We start from the raw sequence: 23,603 nt of genomic DNA, 5'->3' as shown, positions 1-23,603 counted from the left end.
CATGATGGGTGGGAACGGCGTCAGGCGGCACCGGCGCGCAGGACATCGTGGATGTGCACGATGCCGAGCGGCCGGTCTGCCTCGATCACGAACAGGGTGGTGATCTTCTTGTCGTTCATCTCGCGCAGCGCTTCGACGATCAACGCCTTCGGGCGGATGGTCTTGGGCCGCGGCGACATGATGCTGTCCGCGCGTTCCGCCAGAAGCTCCGGCGTCAGATGACGGCGCAGGTCGCCGTCGGTGATGATCCCGACCAGCGCCCCGGCTTCGTCGGTCACCCCGACGCAGCCCAGCCGCTTGGCCGTCATCTCGAAGATGACGTCGGACAGCGGCGAGTCAAGGCGGCACAGGGGCAAATCATCGCCCTTGTGCATGATGTCGGTGACCTTCAGCAATGCGCGGCCCAACTGGCCGCCGGGGTGGAACTCGCGGAAATCGGCGGCGGAGAAGCCGCGCCGCTCCAGCAGGGCCACCGCCAGCGCGTCGCCCAGCGCCAGCATCATCGTGGTGGAGGTGGTGGGCGCCAGACCCAGCGGGCAGGCTTCCGGCTCCGGGGGGACCACCAGCGCCACGTCCGACTGTTCGGCCAGCGAGGACGCGGCGCGCCGCGTCATCCCGATCAGCGGGATGCCGAAGCGGCGGGTGTAGGCGATGATGTCCGCCAGCTCGTGCGTCTCGCCGGAGTTGGAGAGCGCCACCACCGCGTCGATCCTGGCGATCATGCCGAGGTCGCCGTGGCTCGCCTCGCCCGGATGGACGAAGAGGGCCGGCGTGCCGGTGGAGGCCATGGTCGCGGCGATCTTGCGGGCGACATGTCCCGACTTGCCCATGCCGGTAACGACGACGCGGCCTTGGATGCCCTGGAGGATGTCGAGCGCCCGCAGGAACTCCCCGTCGAGGCTGCCGGCCAGCGCGACCAGCGCATCGGCCTCGGTCCGCAGGACGCGGGTGGCGCAGGCGAGATCGCGGTTCTCCACTTCCGTCGAAGCGGTGGAGCTGTCGGTCAGGCTGCCAGTCAGGCTGGAGGTGATAACGCTGGTCAAGGCTGTCATGCCTTCCATTCAAAAGGCCCGTCCGCGGGCCGTTCACAAACACGGCGCCTGCCCGGAGTACTCCCGGCAGGCGCGGCGTGCAGTATGCCCCCCGGCGGACGCCGGGTCAAATCCACGGCCGGTCAGGGGGTGAGGTGTCGCAGGTGGCTCCCTCTCCCGTCCCGGGAGAGGGAAGGGGCCCGCCGCGAAGCGGTGGGAAGGGTGAGGGGTTAGGCACGAAGCCATGCGGTTCGGGATGCTTGGATCAACCCTCACCCTCCCCACTTCGTGGGTCCCCTCCCTCTCCCGGGACGGGAGAGGGCATGGATCGCGCGATCAGTGCGCCAGAATGTCCGGGGTTTCCCAGCCGCCGAGGTCCAGCTCGCCGCGGGCGGGGAGGAAGTCGAAGCAGGCCTGGGCCAGATGGGTGCGGCCCTCGCGCGCCAGCATGACGTCCAGCTTCGCCTTCAGGTCATGCAGGTGCAGCACGTCCGAGGCCGCATACTTCATCTGGTCGGTGGTCAGCTCGGGCGCGCCCCAGTCGGAGGACTGCTGCTGCTTGGAGATCTCGACGCCTAGCAGATCCTTGCACAGATCCTTCAGGCCATGACGGTCGGTGAAGGTGCGGACCAGCTTGGAGGCCACCTTGGTGCAATAGACCGGCTGGCAGCTGACGCCGAGATAGGCCTTCATCACCGCCACGTCGAAACGGGCGAAGTGGAACAGCTTGGTCACGCCGGGGTTGGTCAGCAGGCGCTTCAGGTTCGGCGCCTCGTACTGGCCGGGGCGGAACTGGACCAGATGGACGGCGCCGTCGCCGGCCGACAGCTGCACCAGGCAGAGGCGGTCGCGGTGGGGGTTCAGACCCATGGTCTCGGTGTCGATGGCCACGCAGTTGTCGCGGGCGCCGGCGGCGAGGTCGAGGCCGTCTGGGAGGTCGCCGTCATGAAGGTCGATGGGCATGGTCGATTCCCGGGTGGTCAGGCCCCCGGCCATGGACCCTAGAAACGACGAACGCCGCTCTGCACTATCCCCTTCTCAATCGAAGGAGCTGTGCATGCGGCGCAGCCGGGTAGAAAGAAATGGTGCCCAGGAGAAGACTCGAACTTCCACGACATTTCTGCCACAGGTACCTGAAACCTGCGCGTCTACCAATTCCGCCACCTGGGCTCGGTGCTCGGTGTGTGGGCGGTTGTTTAATGATCCGGCCGGAGGGCGTCAACAGCTTTTTTTCAACCCCTTCATTTTTTTGTCGCACGGCAAGGGGGCGCGGCGATGCAGTCCCTAGCTTGGCGGCGGTCCATTCGCTATAAGCATGCCCGCAGTTCCAGCAGTCATCCAGGCGACACACAGTCGGACGACGCGCGGGGGGGCGCGAGGCGGGCCCTGGAAAGGCCGCCGCGCGGAAACCCCGGTTCCCCCCTGGATTTGGCGCGCAACGACACGGGAGACGGTCGATGTCCTATCGCACTCAGGTTATCACGGTGTTCGGCGGTTCGGGCTTCATCGGCCGCCACCTGATCCGGCGCCTCGCCAAGTCAGGCGCCCTCATCCGCATCGCCACCCGCAACCCGGGCAAGGCCACCTTCCTGAAGACGGCCGGCGCCGTCGGCCAGATCGTGCCGTTCGCCACCGACTGCACCGACGACGTGTCGGTCGCCCGCGCCCTGCAGGGGGCGGATGTCGCCATCAACCTGCTGGGCGTGCTGTACGAGCGCGGAAGCCAGAGCTTCCAGGGCGTGCATGTCGACGCCGCCTCGCGCATCGCCCGTCTGGCCGCCAAGGCCGGCGTCAACCGGCTGATCCATGTCTCCGCCATCGGCGCCGACGCGTCTTCGCCGTCGGTCTATGCCCGCTCCAAGGCGGCCGGCGAGCAGGCGGTGCTGTCGGCCTTCCCGGCGGCGACGATCCTGCGCCCCAGCATCGTCTTCGGGCCGGAGGACAACTTCTTCAACAAGTTCGCCGCGATGGCGCAGAAGGCTCCCGCCCTGCCGCTGATCGGCGGCGGCAAGACGCTGTTCCAGCCGGTCTATGTCGGCGATCTGGCCGACGCCGTCGTCGCCGCGCTGGAGAGCGACGGCAGCCGCGGCAAGACCTATGAGCTGGGCGGCCCGCGCGTCTACACGTTCCGGGAGCTGCTGGAGCTGACCCAGAAGGACATCCAGCGCCACCGTCCGCTGGTGACCATCCCCTGGAACTTCGCCGAATCGCTGGGCGGCATCCTGGAGAAGGTTCCGCTGCTGGCCCCGGCGCTGACCCGCGATCAGGTCGCGCTGCTGAAGCGGGACAACGTCGTCTCCCCGACCGCGCTGGGCTTCAAGGATCTCGGCATCACCGAGCTGGCGACCTGCGAGGTGATCCTGCCGACCTACCTGTCGCGCTTCATCGTCGGCGGCAAGTACAGCGGCCCGACCAACAACGCCCGCTCCAACAACGCCCACTGATCGGGCGGGTAAGGTCCATGACACCCGAAAGCCCCGGCCCCCGCGCCGGGGCTTTTGCGTTCTCAAGGCTGCGCGCGCTGGCCGCCTTCGCCTGCGGGGCGGTCATCGGCACGCTGGGCGGCCTGATCGGGCTGGGCGGGGCGGAGTTCCGCCTGCCGCTGCTGATCGGCGCCTTCCGCCTCAAAGCGCTCGACGCCGTCATCCTGAACAAGGCGATGAGCCTCGTCGTCGTCGCCGCCGCCCTGCCGTTGCGCGCCGGGACGGTGCCGCTGGGCCTCGTCGCCGCCAATGGCGCGGTGGTCGCCACCCTGCTGGCCGGCAGCCTGCTGGGCGCCTGGATCGGCGCCGGCTGGGCGATGCGGATGGAGGCGGCCCGGCTGCAGCGGGTGATGGCCGCTCTGCTGGCGCTGATCGCCGTCGCCCTGCTGTTCGGGCACGGCCTGTCTGGAGGGGCGGGTCCGCTGCTGGAGGGGCCGGCGCTGACCATCGCCGGGGTCTCCGCGGGCTTTGGCATCGGAGTCGTCGCCTCGCTGCTGGGCGTGGCCGGCGGCGAGCTGCTGATCCCGACGCTGGTGCTGCTGTTCGGGGTGGACGTGAAGCTGGCGGGCAGCCTGTCGCTGGCGATCAGCCTGCCGACCATGCTCGTCGGCTTCTCCCGCTACGCCCGCGACCGCAGCCTGACCCTGCTGGTCCGGGAGCGCGGCTTTGTCCTGCTGATGGCGGCGGGATCGCTGGCCGGCGCCCTCATCGGCGGGAAGCTGCTGGGCGTGGTGCCGGAGTGGGTGCTGCTGCCGGGGCTGGCGGCGATCCTGCTGCTGTCGGCCGTCCGGATGTGGCGGCACTGAAGAGTTCCCGCCGGTTTCCGGCATGGCACGCCTGCCCCATCGCCGCTTGAATTCCCGGCATGGCGCCGTCATGTGGGCGGTTCAACTGTGGCGGGAACGGCGATGACGGGCGCAGAGGATATCCGGGGCGTGTCGGGGCGGATGGTGGAACAGGCGTCCGCCGCGCGCTGGGCGACCGTCGCCGCCTTTTTCCTGAACGGCACCGTCTTCGGCGTCTGGGCGACTCAGATCCCGCTGCTGAAGAACCGGCTGGACCTCAGCCCGGCGGTGCTGGGCGTGGCTCTGCTCTGCCTTGCCGTCGGCGCCCTGACGGCGATGATCGCCAGCGGCCCGCTGCTGGGGCGGATCGGCAGCGCGCCGGTGACGCGGGTGACCGCCCTGCTGTTCGCCGGTCTGCTGCCGCTGCCGGCGCTGGTGCCGGACGTGGTGACGCTGTGCATCGTGCTGGCGCTGTTCGGCGCGTCCGGCGGCACCATGGACGTCGCCATGAACGCGCAGGGTGCGCTGGTGGAGCGGCGGCTCGGCCGGCCGATCATGTCGTCGCTGCACGGGATGTGGAGCCTGGGCGGGCTGGCCGGTGCCGGCCTCGGCGGCCTGCTGCTGCCGCTGATGCCGACGGCGGCGCAGGCCGCGCTGGTGTCGGCCGGGCTGCTCGTGCCCTTCCTGCTGCTGCAGGGGCGCTTCCTGCCCGACCGCAATGCCGGCGGCGGCGCACTGGTGCTGCCCGATCGCAAGACCCTGCTGCTGGGGCTGCTGGCCGCCCTGTCCTTCATGAGCGAGGGCGCCATCCTCGATTGGAGCGCCATCCACCTGCGCGACGACCTTGGCGCGCCGGCCTCGATCGCCGGCATGGGGTTCGGCGTGTTCTGCGCCGCCATGGCGGTGGGACGGTTCAGCGGCGACCGGCTGCGCCACCGCTTCGGCGGGGCGACGCTGATGCGCGCCGGCGGGCTGCTGGCCGCATCCGGGCTGGGACTCGTATTGGCGGGAGGAATGGTCGCGGACGGGACGCCGATGCTGGCGATCGCCGGTTTTGGGCTGACCGGGATCGGCCTGTCGAACATGGTGCCGGTGCTGTTCAGCACGGCGGGCGCGGTGGAGACCGGGCATCCCGACCATGCGGTCGCCGCGGTGTCCACCATGGGCTATGCCGGCGTGCTGACCGGTCCGCCGCTGGTCGGCTTCATCGCCGAAGCGACCAGCCTCGCCACCGCCTTCGCGCTGATCGCGCTGCTGGCGCTGGGGATGGCCGCCGCCGCGGCCCGTGCGGTGCCGCGGCAGGCGGTTTGACGCTTAGAGATACAGGAACGCCAGCATGCCGGTGCCGATGGCGATGCGGTACCAGCCGAAGGGGGTGAAGCCGTAGCGGCCGACGAAATCGACCAGCGTCTTCACCACCAGGGCCGCGGCGATGAAGGCGGTGACGAAGCCGACCAGGATCAGCAGGCCGCTGTCCATGCTCATCACCGACCAGTTCTTGTACAGGTCGTAGACGGTGGCGCCGGCCATGGTCGGCACCGCCAGGAAGAAGGAGAACTCGGCCGCCGCCTTGCGGTCGACGCCCATCAGCAGCGCGCCCAGGATGCTGGCGCCCGAGCGCGACACGCCCGGAACCAGCGCCAGGCACTGGCAGAAGCCGATCTTCAGCGCCAGCGGGGCGGAGAAATTCTCGATCTGGTGATAGCGGGCGACGGGGATCAGCCGCTCCGCCATCAGGATGGCGATGCCGCCCAGGATCAGCGCGATGCTGACCACGGTCGGGTTGAACAGCACCGACTTGATGATGCCGTGCAGCCCAGCGCCCAGCACCATCGCCGGCAGGAAGGCGATCAGCACCGCCATGACGAAGCGCCGCGCGCCCGGATCGTCCTTCAGCCCTGTGGCAACACGCCACAGCCTGTGGAAATAGACCACGCAGATCGCCAGAATGGCGCCAAGCTGGATCACCACCTCGAACACCTTGCCGGGCGGTCCCTGGAAGCCCAGCAACTCGTCCAGCATGATGAGGTGGCCGGTCGAGGAGACGGGCAGGAACTCGGTCAGCCCCTCCACCAGCCCCATGAGTGTGGCGTCCAGATATTGATCGATCATCATCGCGGCACGCAGCCTTCGGCAGGTTGGATGTTGCGGCGCTTATAGCAGGGCATGGCCGCACTTGGCGATGGCGAGGGTTCGGTACTCCTATTCGAGCGATAGTCCTGTTTCGAGACTAATTTTCTGTCTCGTTTTTGTGACACCCTACCGCCACGCCTACGCATTCCAGCCTTGCGAAGGAAAAGGTCAACAAACCGGACCTATCGGCGCTTTTGTGCTTTCGCAGGCCCGTCTCATGCGTTATATGACGAGCGTCCGCCACTTTGCGGACGTTCGATTTCAACCCAGCCGGTCGGTGTAGGCCCACGCCGCAGCCCCCGGTCAGGCCCAGCAAGGCGATGTCCCGTGGCAGACAGCGGGGCCGCGAAGCGAAGGAGCAGACGTCATGGCGAACCAGAAAATGTTGGGCTTCGTGCACACCGCGCAGAAGATGCCCGACAAGCGGTCTGCCGCCGACCGCCGCCACGACTTCGCGGAAATCTACGCCCGCTTCAGCGACGAGCGCGCCGTCGAGCAGGCCAACCGCTGCTCGCAGTGCGGCGTTCCCTTCTGCCAGGTGCATTGCCCGGTCTCCAACAACATCCCCGACTGGCTGAAGCTGACCGCCGAGGGCCGTCTGGAGGAGGCTTACGAGGTCTCCCAGGCCACCAACAACTTCCCCGAAATCTGCGGCCGCATCTGCCCGCAGGACCGTCTGTGCGAGGGCAACTGCGTCATCGAGCAGTCGACCCACGGCGCCGTCACCATCGGCTCGGTCGAGAAGTACATCAATGACACCGCCTGGGAGAACGGCTGGGTCAAGCCGCGCAAGCCGGCCCGCGAGCTGGGCCTGTCGGTCGGCGTGATCGGTGCCGGTCCGGCCGGTCTCGCCGCCGCCGAGGAGCTGCGCGCCAAGGGCTACGAGGTGCATGTCTACGACCGCTACGACCGCATGGGCGGCCTGCTGGTCTACGGCATCCCCGGCTTCAAGCTGGAGAAGGACGTCGTCGCCCGCCGCGTCCAGCGTCTGGCCGATGCCGGCGTGATCTTCCATCCGAATTTCGAGGTCGGCCGCGACGCCTCGCTGGCCGAGCTGCGCGAGCGCCACGTCACCATCCTGATCGCCACCGGCGTCTACAAGGCCCGCGACATCAAGGCCCCCGGCTCGGGGCTGAAGAACATCGTTCCGGCGCTGGATTACCTGACCGCCTCCAACAAGGTCGGGCTGGGCGACTCGGTCGCGGCGTATGAGGACGGCTCGCTGAACGCCGCCGGCAAGAAGGTGGTGGTGCTCGGCGGCGGCGACACCGCGATGGACTGCGTGCGCACGGCGATCCGCCAGGGTGCGACCTCCGTCAAGTGCCTGTACCGCCGCGACCGCAAGAACATGCCGGGCTCGCAGCGCGAAGTGGCGCATGCCGAGGAAGAGGGCGTCGAGTTCGTCTGGCAGGCCGCGCCGGAAGCCTTCACCGGCAACGACGTGGTGACCGGCGTCCGCGCCGTCCGCATCCATCTGGGTGTCGCCGACGCCACCGGCCGCCAGACCCCGCAGGTGATCGAGGGCTCCGAGTTCACCGAGCCGGCCGACCTCGTGATCAAGGCTCTCGGCTTCGAGCCGGAGGATCTGCCGGGCATGTTCGGCTCGCCGGACCTGACCGTCACCCGCTGGGGCACGCTGCTGGTCGACCACCGCACCAAGATGACCAGCCTGGACGGCGTCTTCGCCGCCGGCGACATCGTCCGCGGCGCGTCCCTGGTGGTGTGGGCCATCCGCGACGGCCGCGACGCCTCCGATGCCATGCACGCCTACGCCCAGACCGTCGGCGCGCCCAAGCTGGCCGTCGCGGCTGAGTAAGCCACTCCTTCCTTCTGACATCAGTACCACCGTCTACCCCAGGGGGCCTTCCCTTCGGCCCCCCAGGTCAACGTCCAGACTGTGAAAGGGTCGTTCCATGACCACCGAGTTGAACCAGGGTGAGCAGTTCGTCGCCGATTTCCGCGCCAACGCCGCGGCGCTGACCACTGCCCACGCCTACAATCCGGCCGACGAGCACGACGCCTGCGGCGTCGGCTTCATCGCCGCGATCGACGGCAAGCCCCGCCGTTCGGTGGTCGAGAAAGGCATCGAGGCCCTGAAGGCGGTCTGGCACCGCGGCGCGGTGGACGCCGACGGCAAGACCGGCGACGGCGCCGGCATCCATGTCCAGGTGCCGCAGAAGTTCTTCAAGGACCACGTCAAGGTCATCGGCCACACCCCGCCGGAGAACAATCTGGCGGTCGGTCAGGTCTTCCTGCCGCGCATCAGCCTGGACGCGCAGGAAGCCTGCCGCTGCATCGTCGAGACCGAGATCCTGGCCTTCGGCTACTACATCTATGGCTGGCGCCAGGTGCCGATCAACGTCGACATCATCGGCGAGAAGGCCAACGCCACCCGGCCCGAGATCGAACAGATCATCATCGGCAATTCGAAGGGCGTGTCGGACGAGCAGTTCGAACTCGACCTCTACATCATCCGCCGCCGGATCGAGAAGGCGGTGCAGAACGAGCGCATCAACGACTTCTACATCTGCTCGCTGTCGGCGCGCTCGATCATCTACAAGGGCATGTTCCTGGCCGAACAGCTGTCCACCTTCTATCCGGACCTGACCGACGACCGCTTCGAGTCGTCCTTCGCCATCTACCACCAGCGCTATTCGACCAACACCTTCCCGACCTGGCCGCTGGCCCAGCCCTTCCGCATGCTCGCCCACAACGGCGAGATCAACACGCTGAAGGGCAACGTCAACTGGATGAAGGCGCACGAGACCCGGATGGAGCATCCGGTGTTCGGCGCCAACATGGGCGACCTGAAGCCGGTGATCGGCGTCGGCCTGTCCGACTCCGGCGCGCTCGACACGGTGTTCGAGGTGATGGTCCGCGCCGGCCGCACCGCGCCGATGGTCAAGATGATGCTGGTGCCGCAGGCGCTGACCAGCTCGCAGACCACGCCGGACAACCACAAGGCCCTGATCGCCTACTGCAACTCCGTCATGGAGCCGTGGGACGGCCCGGCGGCGCTGGCGATGACCGACGGCCGCTGGGTCGTCGGCGGCATGGACCGCAACGGCCTGCGCCCGATGCGCTACACCATCACCACCGACGGCCTGATCATCGCCGGCTCCGAGACCGGCATGGTCAAGATCGAGGAGAACCAGGTGATCGAGAAGGGCCGCCTCGGCCCGGGCGAGATGATCGCCGTCGACCTCCAGGCCGGCAAGCTGTTCCACGACCGTGAGCTGAAGGACCATCTGGCCTCCCAGAAGCCCTGGGGCCAGTGGGTCAAGAACACCACGCACCTGGACGAGCTGGTGAAGTCCGCCGCGCTGAAGGGCGAGCCGTCGGAGATGGAGAAGGAGGAGCTGCGCCGTCGCCAGATGGCCTTCGGCCTCGCCATGGAGGACATGGAGCTGATCCTCCACCCGATGGCGGAGGACGGCAAGGAAGCCATCGGCTCGATGGGCGACGACAGCCCGATCGCCGTGCTGTCCGACAAGTACCGCGGCCTGCACCACTTCTTCCGCCAGAACTTCTCCCAGGTCACCAACCCGCCCATCGACTCGCTTCGCGAGCGCCGGGTGATGAGCCTGAAGACGCGCCTGGGCAACCTCGGCAACATCCTGGACGAGGATGAAAGCCAGACCCGGTTGCTGCAACTCGACAGCCCGGTGCTGACCACCGCCGAATTCCACGCGATGCGGGAGTATATGGGCGAGACGGCGGCGGTGATCGACGCCACCTTCCCGGTGGACGGCGGCCCCGACGCCCTGCGCGACGCGCTGCGCCGCATCCGTCAGGAGGCGGAGGATGCCGTGCGCGGCGGTGCCAACCACGTCATCCTGACCGACGAGGCGATGGGCCCGGCCCGCGCCGCCATCCCGGCCATCCTGGCGACCGGTGCGGTCCACACGCACCTGATCCGCTCCAACCTGCGCACCTTCACCTCGCTGAACCTGCGCACGGCGGAATGCCTGGACACCCATTACTTCGCGGTGCTGATCGGCGTCGGCGCCACCACCGTCAACGCCTATCTCGCCCAGGAAGCGGTGGCCGAGCGCCAGCGCCGCGGCCTGCTCGGCTCGCTGTCGCTGGAAAAGGCGATGACGAACTACAAGAAGGCCATCGACGACGGCCTGCTGAAGATCATGTCCAAGATGGGCATCTCGGTCATCAGCAGCTACCGCGGCGGCGGCAACTTCGAGGCCATCGGCCTCAGCCGCGCCCTGGTCGCCGAGCATTTCCCGGCGATGGTCAGCCGCATCTCCGGCATCGGCCTGAACGGCATCCAGAAGAAGGTTCTGGAGCAGCACGCGCTGGCCTATGCCGGCGAGGCGCTGCCGCTGCCGGTCGGCGGCTTCTACCGCTTCCGCAAGTCGGGCGACCGCCATGGCTGGGAGGGTGGGATCATCCACACCCTGCAGCAGGCCGTCACCAACGACAGCTACACCACCTTCAAGAAGTATTCGGAGCAGGTGAACAAGCGGCCGCCGATGCAGCTGCGCGACCTGCTGGAGTTCCGCACCACCAAGGTCGCCGTCCCGGTGGACGAGGTGGAGAGCATCACCGCCATCCGCAAGCGCTTCATCACGCCGGGCATGTCGATGGGCGCCCTGTCGCCCGAGGCGCACGGCACGCTGAACGTCGCCATGAACCGCATCGGCGCCAAGTCCGACTCGGGCGAGGGCGGCGAGGATCCGGCGCGCTTCCGTCCCGACAAGAACGGCGACAACTGGAACTCCGCCATCAAGCAGGTGGCGTCGGGCCGCTTCGGCGTCACCGCCGAGTACCTGAACCAGTGCCGCGAGCTGGAGATCAAGGTCGCCCAGGGCGCCAAGCCCGGCGAAGGCGGCCAGCTGCCCGGCTTCAAGGTGACGGAGATGATCGCGCGGCTGCGTCACTCGACGCCGGGCGTGATGCTCATCAGCCCGCCGCCGCACCACGACATCTATTCGATCGAGGATCTGGCGCAGCTCATCTATGACCTGAAGCAGATCAACCCGGACGCCAAGGTCACGGTGAAGCTGGTCAGCCGGTCGGGCATCGGCACCATCGCCGCCGGCGTCGCCAAGGCGAATGCCGACATCATCCTGATCTCCGGCAACTCCGGCGGCACCGGCGCCTCGCCGCAGACCTCGATCAAGTTCGCCGGCCTGCCCTGGGAGATGGGCCTGTCGGAGGTCCATCAGGTCCTGACGCTCAACAAGCTGCGCCACCGCGTGCGGCTGCGCACCGACGGCGGCCTGAAGACCGGCCGCGACATCGTCATCGCCGCCATGCTGGGCGCGGAAGAGTTCGGCATCGGCACCGCCAGCCTGATCGCCATGGGCTGCATCATGGTCCGGCAGTGCCATTCCAACACCTGCCCGGTCGGCGTCTGCGTCCAGGACGAAAAGCTGCGCGAGAAGTTCGTCGGCACGCCGGAGAAGGTCGTCAACCTCTTCACCTTCCTCGCCGAAGAGGTCCGCGAGATCCTGGCCCGCCTGGGCTTCCGCTCGCTGACCGAGGTGATCGGCCGCACCGACCTGCTGCATCAGGTCAGCCGCGGCGGCGCCCACCTGGACGACCTCGACCTCAACCCGCTGCTGGCCCAGGTCGATCCGGGCGAGAACGCCCGCTACTGCACGCTGCAGGGCCGCAACGAGGTGCCGGACACGCTGGACGCCCGCATCGTCGCCGATGCCCGCCCGCTGTTCGAGGAAGGCGAGAAGATGCAGCTCGCCTACAACGCCCGCAACACGCAGCGCGCCATCGGCACGCGGCTGTCCTCGATGGTCACGCGGAAGTTCGGGATGTTCGGGCTGCAGCCCGGCCACATCACCGTCCGCCTGCGCGGCACCGCCGGCCAGTCCTTGGGCGCCTTCGCCGTCCAGGGCATCAAGCTGGAGGTGATGGGCGACGCCAACGACTATGTCGGCAAGGGCCTGTCGGGCGGCACCATCGTCGTCCGTCCGGCGACCAGCAGCCCGCTGGAGTCGAACAAGAACACCATCATCGGCAACACGGTGCTGTACGGCGCCACCGCCGGCAAGCTGTTCGCCGCCGGTCAGGCCGGTGAGCGGTTCGCGGTGCGCAACTCCGGCGCCACCGTGGTGGTGGAGGGCTGCGGCTCCAACGGCTGCGAGTACATGACCGGCGGCACGGCGGTCATCCTGGGCAAGGTCGGCGACAACTTCGCCGCCGGCATGACCGGGGGCATGGCCTACCTGTACGATCCGGAAGACTCGCTGCCGCTGCACATCAACGAGGAAAGCGTCATCTTCCAGCGGATCGAGGTGTCCCATTACGAGGCCCAGCTCCGCGCCCTGATCGAGGAGCACGTCGCCGAGACGCAGAGCCGTTTCGCCGCCGAGATCCTCAACGACTGGCAGCGCGAACTCGGCCACTTCTGGCAGGTGGTTCCGAAGGAGATGCTGCACCGTCTGGCCGTGCCGGTGACCCTGCCGCGCGCCATCCCGGCGGAGTGAAAACTTCCGCATGAAGCGGATAATCCCCTCTCCCCCCCGGGGAGAGGGTTAGGGTGAGGGGGATGCGCAGCGAGGATCTTCAAGAACCGCGTACGCCCCCGATCCCCACAAAACCCACGCTATGCATCCCCCTCACCCCGCCCCTCTCCCCAGGGGGGAGAGGGAGTCGAGGGTCAGACATGAAAACGGCGCGCCATCCGGCAGGACGGCGCGCCGTTTTTCTTTTGCGGTTGCGTCAACCGGCGGTCGGGGGCAACTCCAGCACCATGACGATGCTGTCGAAGCGGTTGCCGGGCGGAACCTCCATTGAAGTCCGACCGGTCGCGACGAAGCCGGCCGAGGCATAGAACTCCTCCGCCACCAGGCTGGCGTAGCACAGCATCCGCGATGCGCCCGCCGCGGCGGCATCCGCGACGCAGCGGTCGAGCAGCGCCCGCCCGACGCCACGGCGCAGCCAGCCGGGATGGGTGGCGAAGTGCCGGACATGGGCCAGTCCGGGCTGCGGCGCACGGGTCGGCTCGCCCGGCCAGTCGAAGCTCCAGCCGCCGCAGCCGACCGGCGTGCCGTCCGCCGCCTCTGCCAGATAATAGGTTCCGGCGCCCAGCAGCGCCGGATTCGATCGGGTGATGATCGGCAGCACCCGCTCCATCACCTCCCGCGGATAGCCGGCGGGCATCAGGGCCGGGTAGGAGGCCGCCAACACCGTATCCACCGCGCCGGCATCGTCCGGCCACGCCCGGCGGATGGTAAAGGCGGGATCGCTCACGGCTCGAATTCCCACGGCTCCGCCTTGGCCGCCGCGATCCACTCCCGCATCGCCGGCAGCGCCAGCACCGCGTCCATATAGGCGCGCGACTCGGGCGACACCGCGACGCCATAGGTCTCCAGCCGCGTCACCACCGGGGCGAACATGGCGTCGGCGATGGTGAAGGCGCCGAACAGGAACGGCCCGCCCGCCGGCTTGCCGAAGCGGGTGCGGGCATCGGCCCACAGCGCCTCGATCCGGGCGATGTCGGCGGCGGTCGCCTCGGTCATGCCCTGGCCCTTGCGGTCGCGCTTGAGATCCATCGACATGGTGGTGCGCAGGGAGACGAAGCCGGAATGCATCTCCGCCGACACCGCCCGCGCCACCGCCCGCGCCGCCCGGTCCGCCGGCCACAGCCCGGCATCGGGTGCCAGCTCCGCCACATATTCGCAGATCGCCAGCGAGTCCCAGACGGTCAGCCCGTCATGGATCAAGGACGGCACGCGGCCCGACGGCGAATGCGCCGCGATGCGCGCGGCGGTGTCGGGTTGGCGCAGGGGAATGACGGTCTCGGTGAAGGCCAGCCCGGTGTGCTTGAGCGCCAGCCAGGGGCGCAGCGACCAGGACGAATAGGTCTTGTTCCCAATCACCAGGGTCAGGTCGGACATCGGACGGCACCTTTCGAAACGGGCAAACAGCGGGGGCGTGAGCATGACCCACCTCACGGACCGCAACAAGCCTTCCGGTTGCGCCGGGGCAGGCATCTGCCCTACCCGCGCGACAAACCTCCTCCGGATGTTTCATTGGAGCGGCTATACTGAGCAGCTGGATGGGCGGCTGAATGGGTGGATGGGCCATCCATTTGGAAAACGTCGTTGATCTGTGGCTTTCCGCGAGGCACCCGATGACCCGGAAACTGTTCTGGGACGATCCCTACCGCACCTGCCTGGATACCCGCATTGCCAGGGTGGACGGCGACGAGGTCATATTGGAGGCCACCATCCTCTACGCGCTTTCCGGTGGGCAGGAGAGCGATGCCGGCACCATCGGCGGCTTCGAGGTGCTGGAAGCCCGCAAGGACGGCCGCGAGATCCGCTACAGGCTTGCGCCCGGCCACCGCCTCGCCCCCGGCGACGCCGTTGCGGTGGCGATCGACTGGGAGCGCCGCTACCGGCTGATGCGCCTGCACTTCGCGGCCGAGATCGTGCTTGAACTGGTGATGGCCCGTCTGCCCGGCATCCACAAGGTCGGCGCCCATATCGCCGCCGACAAGGCGCGCATCGACTTCGCCTGGAACGAGCCGCTGACCCCGCTGCTGCCCGGCTTCGCCGAACAGGCGGCGCGCATCGTCGCCGCCGACACCCCCATCCTGAGCGGCTTCAGCGACGAGGCGGCCGAGCGCCGCTTCTGGGAGATCCCCGGCTTCGCCCGGGTCCCTTGCGGCGGCACGCATCTGCGCCGAACGGGCGAGATTGGTGCGCTGACGCTCAAGCGTCGCAACACCGGCAAGGGCAAGGAGCGGATCGAAATCACGCTGGCCGATGCTCAGGCGTCGGCCAATCCTCAGCCAACAAGCGAATAAATCCCTGGTCGGCAATAACGGGATGCGCAGATCTCATGGGCCTTCAAACCACTGGAATCATGATGTCTATTCGGCCGTCGTTCCCGCGAAGGCGGGAATCCAGCCGTTTCAGCCGCTTCAATGCGGAGCTTCCTGGATCCCCGCCTTCGCGGGGGTGACGCAAAGTTCTTTTTATTCCAGGGGCTTATATCGCTCTGAGTTGCCTGCATCCCGTAGTGGTCGGCAAGGGACACTCGCAACGTGCCCGGCATCGCCGCGCCCTCCTTGCTGCGCTATCCCGGTTCATTCAATCACTGGCGGCCTCCACTCTCTGTGTTAGGATAACTTACCTATGAAATCGGGGAGAGGGGCATGTCTTCGATCCACCGTTCCATTGCAACCGATCACCCTATGCCGTTCCGGCGGCATCGCCCAACCGCGACCCGCCCGGCGCAGGGAACAATGGAACATCACCGGAAAGCTGTTTCACGGTGTTCCATCCGCGCCCGTCGAAACGACGCGACGGATGGGGCATGGCGATCGATGGAACAGTGGAACATGCCTGGAAAACCGTTCCATCCTGTTCCATCCCCCGACTTTCACAGCCCGCCCATGCCTGCCCGGCGCATGCCACCCCTTTCCAGCCGCCGCCCGGCGCGCCATCCTTGGGGGATGGGCATCCGTGTCGGATGCGTGACGTGATCTCGTGAGAAGGATCCTCAGTCTTGCTCGCCACCCTGCTTGCCGTTGACGGTCCGGACACCGTCGCCCTCACCCCCGTGACCAAGGCCGGGCTGGCCGACTGGCTGGCCGGGCAATCGCCGGCCGTCGCCTCCTGGGTCAAGGCGGTGGGCTTCACCGGCGAGGCCGGATCGACCGTGTTCCTGCCGGGGCCGGACGGCGCCGTCGCCCATGTGTTGGCCGGCGTGTCGGCCGTCGACGACCTGTGGGCCTTCGCCGGCCTGCCGTCCTCCCTGCCGGCCGGCTCCTACCGGATCGACGCGGCGCTGGACGCGCGGGCGGCGACGCGGGCGGCGCTGGGCTGGGCGCTCGGCAGCTACCGCTTCAGCCGCTACAAGAAGCCGCCGGAGAAGGGCTTCGCCAATCTGGTCTGGCCGGCGGAGGCCGACCACGGCGAGGTGGAGCGGGCGGCGACCGCCACCTGGCTGGTGCGCGATCTGGTGAACACCCCCGCCTGCGACATGGGACCGGCGGAACTGGCCCAGGCGGCGCAGGATCTGGCCGCCGAGTTCGACGCGGCGGTCGAGGTGATCGTCGGGCAGGACCTGCTCGACCGCGACTATCCCGCCATCCACGCCGTCGGCCGCGCCAGCCCGCGCGAACCGCGGCTGATCGACCTGCGCTGGGGCAACCCGGAACACCCCAAGGTCACCATCGTCGGCAAGGGCGTCTGCTTCGACACCGGCGGGCTGGACCTGAAGCCGTCGTCCGCCATGCTGATCATGAAGAAGGACATGGGTGGGGCGGCGCATGCGCTGGCGCTCGGCCGGATGATCATGATGGCCGGGCTTCCGGTGCGGCTGCGCGTGCTGGTGCCGGCGGTGGAGAATGTCGTGTCGGGCGACAGCTTCAAGCCGCAGGACGTGCTGAAGACGCGCAAGGGCCTGACGGTGGAGGTCGGCAACACCGACGCCGAGGGACGCCTGATCCTGTGCGATGCCCTGGCCGAGGCGGATTCGGAGAAGCCGGAGCTGCTGATCGACTTCGCCACCCTGACCGGCGCCGCCCGCGTGGCGCTCGGCCCCGACCTGCCGGCGCTGATGTGCAACGACGACGCGCTGGCCAACGACCTGACGGAGGCCGGAACGGCGGTCGACGACCCGATGTGGCGGCTGCCGCTGTGGGCGCCCTACCGCAAGGGGCTGGACAGCAAGGTGGCCGACATCAACAACGTCACCACCAACGGCTTCGCCGGCGCCATCACCGCCGGGCTGTTCCTGCAGGAATTCGTGTCGAAGGGCACGCCCTGGGCGCATCTCGACACCTATGCCTGGAACGGTTCGGCCCGTCCCGGCCGTCCGGAAGGCGGCGAGGCGCTGGGCCTGCGCGCCGCCTATGCGGTGATCGCCAAGCGGTTCGGCTGACGGTACAGCCGCGGAAGACGGCAGGAGGGGCGGGGAATGGGCTGAATTTGTCCCCGCCTTTCTCCCGTGAGGGGATGGAATGCCACAGAAGATCGTATTAAAACGGAAGATCAGGAAACCTGACGTGTAAGAATGAACCGCTCGCCCCCAACGCGAGGTGGGCGGTGGCGGTGGCGGCGGAGGCGGACAGATGGCGTTGAAGGTTCGCGAGGATTACCGGACCCTCACCGGCCCGGAAAAGGCCGCCATCATGATGCTCGCGCTGGGCGAGGAGCATGCCACCAGACTGTTCTCCCTGATGGACGACGAGGAGATCAAGGAACTGTCCCAGGTGATGGCGAACCTGGGCACGGTGTCGGCCAACCTGATCGAGCGCCTGTTCGTCGAGTTCGCCGAGCAGATGTCGGCCACCGGCTCTCTTGTTGGTTCCTTCGATTCGACCGAGCGCCTGCTGCTGAAGACCCTGCCGAAGGACAAGGTCGACCAGATCATGGAGGAAATCCGTGGTCCGGCCGGCCGGACGATGTGGGACAAGCTGGCGAACGTCAACGAGTCGGTGCTGTCCAACTATCTGAAGAACGAGTATCCGCAGACCGTCGCGGTGGTCCTGTCCAAGATCCGTCCCGAGCATGCCGGCCGCGTGCTGACCCAGCTGCCGGAAAGCTTCGCCATGGAGGTCATCATGCGCATGCTGCGCATGGAGGCAGTGCAGAAGGAGGTCCTGGACGACGTCGAGCGCACCCTGCGCACGGAGTTCATGACCAACCTCGCCCGCACCAGCCGGCGCGACAGCCACGAGATGCTGGCGGAGATCTTCAACGGTCTGGACCGCACCACCGAGCACCGCTTCATGGCCGCCCTGGAGGAACGCAATCGCGACAGCGCCGAGCGCATCAAGTCGCTGATGTTCACCTTCGAGGATCTGTCGAAGCTCGATCCCAGCGGCGTCCAGACGATGCTGCGCACCGTGGACAAGCAGAAGCTGGGAACCGCATTGAAGGGGGCTTCGGAAACGCTGAAGGACCTGTTCTTCTCCAACATGTCCGAACGCGCCGCCAAGATCCTGCGCGAGGATATGGCCGCCATGGGTCCGGTGCGCGTCCGCGACGTGGACGAGGCGCAGATGTACATGGTCCAGCTGGCGAAGGACCTTGCCGCCCGCGGCGAACTGGTCATCTCCGAGGGCGGCGGCGAGAACGAGCTGATCTACTGATCGGGAGGACGGGGTGCCCGGCGGAAAGGACGACTGGGTGGCGGTGCGCCGCGATGCGGAGACCGGCATCGAAACCATCCGCGCCCATTTCCGCGGCCATGCCTATGACCTGCACGACCATGACGAGCTGCTGGTCGGGGTCACCGAGCAGGGGGTGCAGGCCTTCCGCTGCCGGCGGCGGCTGCACACCAGCATCCCCGGCCGCGTCATCCTGATCGAACCCGGCGAGGCCCATGACGGCCACAGCCCGGGGGAAGAGGGCTTCACCTATGCCATGCTCTATCTGCCGGTGCCGCTGCTGTCCGCCCGCAGCGAGGCGCTGCGCAGCCTGATGCCGCGGGGTGGCGGCATGCCGCTGGGCTTCCGCGACACGCTGGCCGACGATCCCGGCCTTGCGGCGACGATCCGCTCCGCCTTCCTGGCCCTGCACCAGCGCGAGGGGCGGCTGGCCCGCGACCTGTCGGTCGACCGGCTGGCGGCGAGGCTGGCCGGCCATATGGCCCCGCCGCAGGAGCGCCGGCCGCTGCGTCCCGACCGCGCCGCCGCCCTGGCGCGTGAGCTGCTGCATGCCCGGATGGCCGAGGATGTCGGGCTGGACGAGCTGGCGGCGGCGGCCGGCGTCGACCGCTTCCGGCTGAACCGCACCTTCCGCGCCGCCTTCGGCCTGTCGCCGCACGCCTATCTGGTCCGGCTGCGCCTTCGCGCCGCCCGGCGAAGGCTGGCCGAGGGCGAGACGCCGGCCCTGGTTGCGGCGGAGGTCGGATTCGCCGACCAGAGCCATCTCGGCCGCTGGTTCCGTCGCGCCTATGGCCTGACGCCGGCCGCCTATCGCGATCTGTGCACGAACGTTCCAGACTGAGGCGCGATCATCCGGCATCTGGTTGGGCAAAGGAGACGACCACCATGCCCGATAGCCTGATGACCGAAGCCAATCCCGCGGACGCCCCCGTCCGCTTCGACACCCCCATTCGTTTCGACACCAAGGTCGCGCTGGTCATCCGCGCCGACCTGGCCGTGTGGCAGAAGCTGAACGTCGCCGCCTTCCTCGCCACCGGGATCGCCGCCGCCGCGCCGGACGCGCTGGGGGAGGAGTATGTCGACGGCGCCGACCGCCGCTATGGCCGGATGCTGGGTCAGCCGATGATGATCTTCACCGCCGACGGCGGGCAGCTGCGGGCCGTCCGCGATGCCGCGCTGGAACGGGGGCTGACGCTGGTGCCCTATGTCGCGGCGATGTTCGGCACCGGCCACGACGCCGCCAATCGCGCGGCTTTCCAGGCAGAGGACCCGAACGCGCCCGATCTGGTCGGGCTGGCCCTGCGCGGGCCGAAGAAGGCGGTCGACAAGACGGTGAAGGGACTTGCCCTGCACGGATGAGGGATCCCCCTGCCCGTCACAGCTCCTGCGGCACCGTGATCGTCACGGCGGTGCCGGCGCCCGGCTTGCTGTCGAAGGCAAGACGGCCGCCGAGCGGCCCGGTCACCGTGTTGAAAACCACCGCCAGCCCCAGCCCCTTGTGGCCGCGGCCGCGGGCGGTGGTGAAGAAGGCGTCGGTCAGGGTCGGCAGGTTGCTGGCCGGAATGCCGGCGCCGCGGTCGCGGACGGTGAGGCTCCAGGCCGGGACCGCGTCCAGCTTCGCCGGCCGGATCGTCACCTCGACTTCGCCCGGACCGCCGCCATAGCCATGGGCGGCGGCGTTGGCGAACAGGTGGTGCAGCACCCGGTCCAGATGCGGGGCACAGCCGATCCAGGGGCAGGCGGGGCCCGGTGCGACCCGGATGACCAGCGGCAGGTCGGGATGCTGGACGGCGAACAGGGCCGCCGCATCCTCCGCCATGCGGCGCAACTCCAGCGCCTCCAGCGGTTCGGAGTTCTGGCAGGCGGCGATGGCGGAAAACGCCTCCACCAGCTCCACCGCACGGGCAAGGTTGGCGTCGAGCAAGGCTGCCGGTTCCCGCAATTCCTCGGACGACAGCGGGCCGCTGCCGGGCCGGGCCAGATCCTGCAGGTGGCTGGCGGCGGTGACGCAGACGCCGAGCGGTGTGTTCAGTTCATGCGCCAGCCCGGTCACCGCCTGAGTGATGGCGCGCTGACGGGCCAGCGCCGATTCGGCGATGCGGGCGCGGCGTTCCAGATCCTCGCGCACCACCCGTTCCGACACCTCGCGGATCATTCGGCTGAGTTCGCGCAGCAGCTTCGCCAGCAGGTCGGGCGAGGGCGAGATCAGCGCCAGGAACAGGTCGCGTTCCAGTTCGAACACCGTCACCGGCGTGGCGGCGATGACGGAGGCGGAGCGGGCGCCGCCGTCGATCAGCGCCATCTCGCCGAAACAGTCGCCGGCGCGGCGGAAGCCGACCTCCACCTGACTGCCGAACGGGTCGTTGCGCACCACCCGCACCGTGCCGTCGAGCAGGACGTAGAGCGAGTTGGCGACATCTCCCTCGCGCATCAGCACCGTGCCGGCCGCAGCGTCGAACACCCGCCCGCGCGAGGCCACCGCGGCGCGCTCCTCCGGCGTGAAGGCCTCGAACAGGACGATGCCGTCGAGGATCCCGCCGGGCGTGGTGGTGCCGGTGGCTGCGCTGGTCATGGCTGACGGATGCTCCGAAAGGGCTTAGTCCCGGCAGCATAGACCAAGCAGCCGGGGAACTGCGACACGTTAACCGATGCTTTCGCGAATCGGAAATGTGCTTTCCCGCGACAGGCGGTCCAGCAAGCCGCGCGATCCGGCCTCGCACAGGTCCAGCACCTCTTCGAACCCGTCGGGACCACCATAATAGGGATCGGGCACCTCCCGCCCTTCCAGACCGGGCGCGTCGTCCAGGAACAGGCGGAGCGCGGCGGTGGCGCCCGGCGGAGCGATGCGGCGCAGCTGGGCCAGATGGCCGTGGTCCATCGCCAGGATGTGGTCGAAGCGGGTGAAGTCGGCCGCCACCACCTTGCGGGCGCGCAAAGCCGACAGGTCGACGCCGCGGGCCAGCGCCGCGCGTTGGGTGCGCGGGTCGGGCGGCTCGCCGACGTGGTAGCTGTGGGTGCCGGCGGAGTCGGCGATCACAGGACGGCCGAGACCGGCGCGTTCGGCCAGATGGCGGAACACCCCCTCGGCTGTGGGCGAGCGGCAGATGTTGCCCGTGCAGACGAACAGGACCTTGACCACCTGCGGTATCCCCCTTCTTTCTTTTCAGCGGCTTTACTTCCGGGCGCGACGAGCGTACGCCGCAGCAGTTTTCCACATGACCGGTTTCCGAACCGCTAAGGGGATCCCATGCCCTCACCCGCGCTGACCAACCGACTGCGTCCGACCGACTCGATCGTCATCCTGACCGGGGCCGGGATCTCCAAGGAATCGGGGCTGGACACCTTCCGCTGCGCCGGCGGCATCTGGAGCCAGGTCGATCTGGAGGATGTGGCGACGCCGGAAGGGTTCGCGCGCAACCCCGACCTCGTCCATCGCTTCTACAACGACCGCCGCCGCGGCCTCGCCGACCCGGCGGTGCAGCCCAACGCGGCGCACAAGGCGCTGGCGGAGCTGGAGCGGCGCTGGAAGGGCAACGTCCTGCTGGTCACGCAGAATATCGACGATCTGCACGAGCGCGGCGGGTCTGTTGCGCCGCTGCACATGCATGGCGAGCTGCTGAAGGCCTTCTGCCTGCATTGCCGCACGGTGACGGAGGTGCAGGGAGACCTGTCGGTGCACGACCATTGCCTGACCTGCGGGCGCAAGGGCGGCATGCGGCCCGACGTGGTGTGGTTCGGCGAGATGCCCTATCAGATGGAGCGCATCCAGCGGGCGTTGGAGGAATGCGACCTGTTCATCTCCATAGGCACCTCCGGCCATGTCTATCCCGCCGCCGGATTCGTCGCGGAGGCGCGGTCGGCTGGCGCCTATACGGTCGAGCTGAACCTGGAACCGTCGGAGGGCGCCTCCTATTTCCACAGCTCGATCCACGGCCCGGCGACCGAGGTGGTGCCGGCCTTCGTCCAGGATTTGCTGACGCTTGTCTGATGACATTGCCGAAGGCGGCTCAAGCCTCGACCGCCTGTTCGCGAGGGTGCGCGCCTGCACGCTGTGTGCGGGGGTGCTGCCCCATGGCTGCCGCCCGGTCGTGCGCGGCAGCCCGACCGCCCGCCTGCTGATCGTCGGGCAGGCGCCCGGCGCGCGGGTGCATGCCAGCGGCATTCCCTGGGACGATCCCTCCGGCGACCGGCTGCGCAAGTGGCTGGCGATGGACCGCGCCGCCTTCTACGACGAATCCCGCATCGCCGTGGTGCCGATGGGGCTGTGCTATCCCGGGACCATGCCGAAGGGCGGCGATTACCCGCCGCGGCCCGAATGCGCGCCGCTGTGGCACCCGCCGCTGCTCGACGCGCTGTCGGGCGTGCGGCTGACCCTGCTGATCGGGCAGTACGCCCAGACGCATTACCTGGGCGAGCGGCGCAAGGCGACGATGACGGAGACGGTGGCGAGCTGGCGCGAGTACGGCCCGGCCTTCATGCCGCTGCCGCACCCGAGCTGGCGCAACACCGCCTGGCTGAACCGCAACCCCTGGTTCGATGAGGAGCTGGTGCCGGCACTGCGCCGCCGGGTGGCCGACGCGCTGGAGGGCTGAACGGCCCTGCCCCGCCCTACTCCCCCCGCCTACTCCATGGTCTCGATCCGCTCCATGTCCTCGTCGGAGAAGCCGAAATGGTGGCCGATCTCGTGGATCAGGACATGGCGGACGATGGCGGGCAGCTCCTCCCCCGTCTCGCACCAGTAATCCAGGATCGGGCGGCGGTAGAGGAAGATCATGTCCGGCCCGCCGCGCAGGTCGGCGACGCTTTGCCGCGTCAGATCCACGCCCCGATAGAGCCCCAACAGGTCGAATGGGCTTTCCAGCTCCATCTCCCGCTCGGTATCCTCATCGGGAAAATCCTCGACATGGATGACGAGGTTCCCGACCGGGGCGAGCAGCTCCGCCGGGATGGTGTCGAGCGCCTCTTCGGCCATGCGCTCCAGGTCTTCGACCGTGGGCGGAACCGTATGGGGACCTGAAGGTTTCCGTATCATGCCGCAGAAGGTAGCGAACCGCTGCCCGTTCGCCAA

20 protein-coding genes and 1 tRNA gene are annotated in these 23,603 nt (G+C 68.5%); 12 read left to right on the top strand and 9 right to left on the bottom strand.

The window, feature by feature from the left end:
- Positions 1-20: 20 nt before the first annotated feature.
- The 3 genes from ACCD06_RS17200 to ACCD06_RS17190 all read right to left on the bottom strand — a co-directional run bounded on the left by ACCD06_RS17200 (position 21) and on the right by ACCD06_RS17190 (position 2,201).
- A complete protein-coding gene (locus ACCD06_RS17200; RefSeq protein ID WP_109074393.1) occupies positions 21-1,061 on the bottom strand; it encodes a KpsF/GutQ family sugar-phosphate isomerase in 1,041 nt (346 codons plus the stop codon).
- Positions 1,062-1,367: 306 nt separating this feature from the next.
- Entirely contained in the window at positions 1,368-1,994 is a 627-nt protein-coding gene (locus ACCD06_RS17195) for a ribonuclease D (protein WP_085087104.1), read from the bottom strand.
- Between the two features lie 120 nt (positions 1,995-2,114).
- Positions 2,115-2,201: transfer RNA gene (locus ACCD06_RS17190), tRNA-Leu, on the bottom strand.
- A gap of 287 nt (positions 2,202-2,488) precedes the next feature.
- Between ACCD06_RS17190 and ACCD06_RS17185 the strand changes: the two genes are divergently transcribed.
- From ACCD06_RS17185 to ACCD06_RS17175, 3 genes are all read left to right on the top strand, one after another.
- On the top strand, positions 2,489-3,475 hold the full coding sequence (locus ACCD06_RS17185) for a complex I NDUFA9 subunit family protein (protein WP_136704892.1): 987 nt from the start codon (positions 2,489-2,491) through the stop codon (positions 3,473-3,475).
- 17 nt (positions 3,476-3,492) lie between these two features.
- Positions 3,493-4,320, top strand: coding sequence for a sulfite exporter TauE/SafE family protein (locus ACCD06_RS17180; protein ID WP_413342028.1), 828 nt, complete (start codon positions 3,493-3,495; stop codon positions 4,318-4,320).
- A gap of 102 nt (positions 4,321-4,422) precedes the next feature.
- Positions 4,423-5,610, top strand: coding sequence for an MFS transporter (locus ACCD06_RS17175; RefSeq protein WP_413342026.1), 1,188 nt, complete (start codon positions 4,423-4,425; stop codon positions 5,608-5,610).
- 3 nt (positions 5,611-5,613) lie between these two features.
- Here the strand turns inward: ACCD06_RS17175 and ACCD06_RS17170 are convergent, their stop codons facing one another.
- Positions 5,614-6,414 carry an undecaprenyl-diphosphate phosphatase gene (locus ACCD06_RS17170; RefSeq protein ID WP_109074389.1) on the bottom strand — a complete coding sequence of 267 codons (801 nt, stop codon included), beginning with the start codon at positions 6,412-6,414 and terminating at the stop codon, positions 5,614-5,616.
- Between the two features lie 385 nt (positions 6,415-6,799).
- On the opposite strand from ACCD06_RS17170, the gene ACCD06_RS17165 reads away from it, so the two are divergent.
- Positions 6,800-8,248, top strand: coding sequence for an NAD(P)-dependent oxidoreductase (locus ACCD06_RS17165; protein ID WP_136704889.1), 1,449 nt, complete (start codon positions 6,800-6,802; stop codon positions 8,246-8,248).
- Positions 8,249-8,345: 97 nt separating this feature from the next.
- Complete coding sequence (gene gltB, locus ACCD06_RS17160) at positions 8,346-12,893, top strand: glutamate synthase large subunit (RefSeq protein ID WP_413342023.1); 4,548 nt, start codon at positions 8,346-8,348, stop codon at positions 12,891-12,893.
- 235 nt (positions 12,894-13,128) lie between these two features.
- On the opposite strand, the gene ACCD06_RS17155 is transcribed toward gltB, so the two are convergent.
- The gene (locus ACCD06_RS17155) at positions 13,129-13,659 is read right to left on the bottom strand and encodes a GNAT family N-acetyltransferase (protein ID WP_413342021.1); all 531 of its coding nucleotides are present in this window, start codon (positions 13,657-13,659) and stop codon (positions 13,129-13,131) included.
- Entirely contained in the window at positions 13,656-14,306 is a 651-nt protein-coding gene (locus ACCD06_RS17150; protein ID WP_413342019.1) for a glutathione S-transferase family protein, read from the bottom strand. The genes ACCD06_RS17155 and ACCD06_RS17150 overlap by 4 nt, the downstream gene beginning before the upstream one ends.
- 236 nt (positions 14,307-14,542) lie before the next feature.
- Here ACCD06_RS17150 and ACCD06_RS17145 point away from each other — a divergent pair, with 236 nt between their 5' ends.
- The 5 genes from ACCD06_RS17145 to ACCD06_RS17125 all read left to right on the top strand — a co-directional run bounded on the left by ACCD06_RS17145 (position 14,543) and on the right by ACCD06_RS17125 (position 19,894).
- A complete protein-coding gene (locus tag ACCD06_RS17145; protein WP_413342017.1) occupies positions 14,543-15,220 on the top strand; it encodes an alanyl-tRNA editing protein in 678 nt (225 codons plus the stop codon).
- Between the two features lie 704 nt (positions 15,221-15,924).
- Positions 15,925-17,304, top strand: a complete 1,380-nt coding sequence (locus ACCD06_RS17140) for a leucyl aminopeptidase family protein (protein WP_136704885.1) — start codon at positions 15,925-15,927, stop codon at positions 17,302-17,304.
- A gap of 190 nt (positions 17,305-17,494) precedes the next feature.
- Positions 17,495-18,517, top strand: a complete 1,023-nt coding sequence (gene fliG, locus ACCD06_RS17135) for a flagellar motor switch protein FliG (RefSeq protein ID WP_109074382.1) — start codon at positions 17,495-17,497, stop codon at positions 18,515-18,517.
- 13 nt (positions 18,518-18,530) lie between these two features.
- A complete protein-coding gene (locus ACCD06_RS17130; RefSeq protein WP_413342014.1) occupies positions 18,531-19,376 on the top strand; it encodes an AraC family ligand binding domain-containing protein in 846 nt (281 codons plus the stop codon).
- Between the two features lie 44 nt (positions 19,377-19,420).
- A complete protein-coding gene (locus tag ACCD06_RS17125) occupies positions 19,421-19,894 on the top strand; it encodes a DUF2000 family protein (RefSeq protein WP_413342012.1) in 474 nt (157 codons plus the stop codon).
- Between the two features lie 16 nt (positions 19,895-19,910).
- Here ACCD06_RS17125 and ACCD06_RS17120 read toward each other — a convergent pair whose 3' ends face one another.
- Positions 19,911-21,107: a sensor histidine kinase gene (locus ACCD06_RS17120; protein ID WP_413342010.1), complete on the bottom strand. Its 1,197-nt coding sequence runs from the start codon at positions 21,105-21,107 to the stop codon at positions 19,911-19,913.
- 69 nt (positions 21,108-21,176) lie between these two features.
- Positions 21,177-21,674 carry a low molecular weight protein-tyrosine-phosphatase gene (locus ACCD06_RS17115; RefSeq protein WP_413342008.1) on the bottom strand — a complete coding sequence of 166 codons (498 nt, stop codon included), beginning with the start codon at positions 21,672-21,674 and terminating at the stop codon, positions 21,177-21,179.
- Between the two features lie 108 nt (positions 21,675-21,782).
- Here ACCD06_RS17115 and cobB point away from each other — a divergent pair, with 108 nt between their 5' ends.
- Positions 21,783-22,523, top strand: coding sequence for a Sir2 family NAD+-dependent deacetylase (gene cobB, locus ACCD06_RS17110; RefSeq protein WP_413342006.1), 741 nt, complete (start codon positions 21,783-21,785; stop codon positions 22,521-22,523).
- Positions 22,516-23,127 carry a uracil-DNA glycosylase family protein gene (locus tag ACCD06_RS17105; protein ID WP_109074377.1) on the top strand — a complete coding sequence of 204 codons (612 nt, stop codon included), beginning with the start codon at positions 22,516-22,518 and terminating at the stop codon, positions 23,125-23,127. Before cobB ends, ACCD06_RS17105 begins: the two co-directional genes overlap by 8 nt.
- A 29-nt stretch (positions 23,128-23,156) precedes the next feature.
- Here ACCD06_RS17105 and ACCD06_RS17100 read toward each other — a convergent pair whose 3' ends face one another.
- Positions 23,157-23,507 (bottom strand): metallopeptidase family protein, encoded by a 351-nt coding sequence (locus ACCD06_RS17100; protein ID WP_083896940.1) that lies wholly within the window; start codon positions 23,505-23,507, stop codon positions 23,157-23,159.
- Between the last annotated feature and the right edge of the window lie 96 nt (positions 23,508-23,603).

The sequence above is a fragment of the Azospirillum sp. CT11-132 genome (assembly GCF_047302835.1).
Classification (GTDB): domain Bacteria; phylum Pseudomonadota; class Alphaproteobacteria; order Azospirillales; family Azospirillaceae; genus Azospirillum.
The sequence above is the reverse complement of the archived record's forward strand: the minus strand, read 5'-3'. Positions and strand labels throughout refer to the sequence as shown.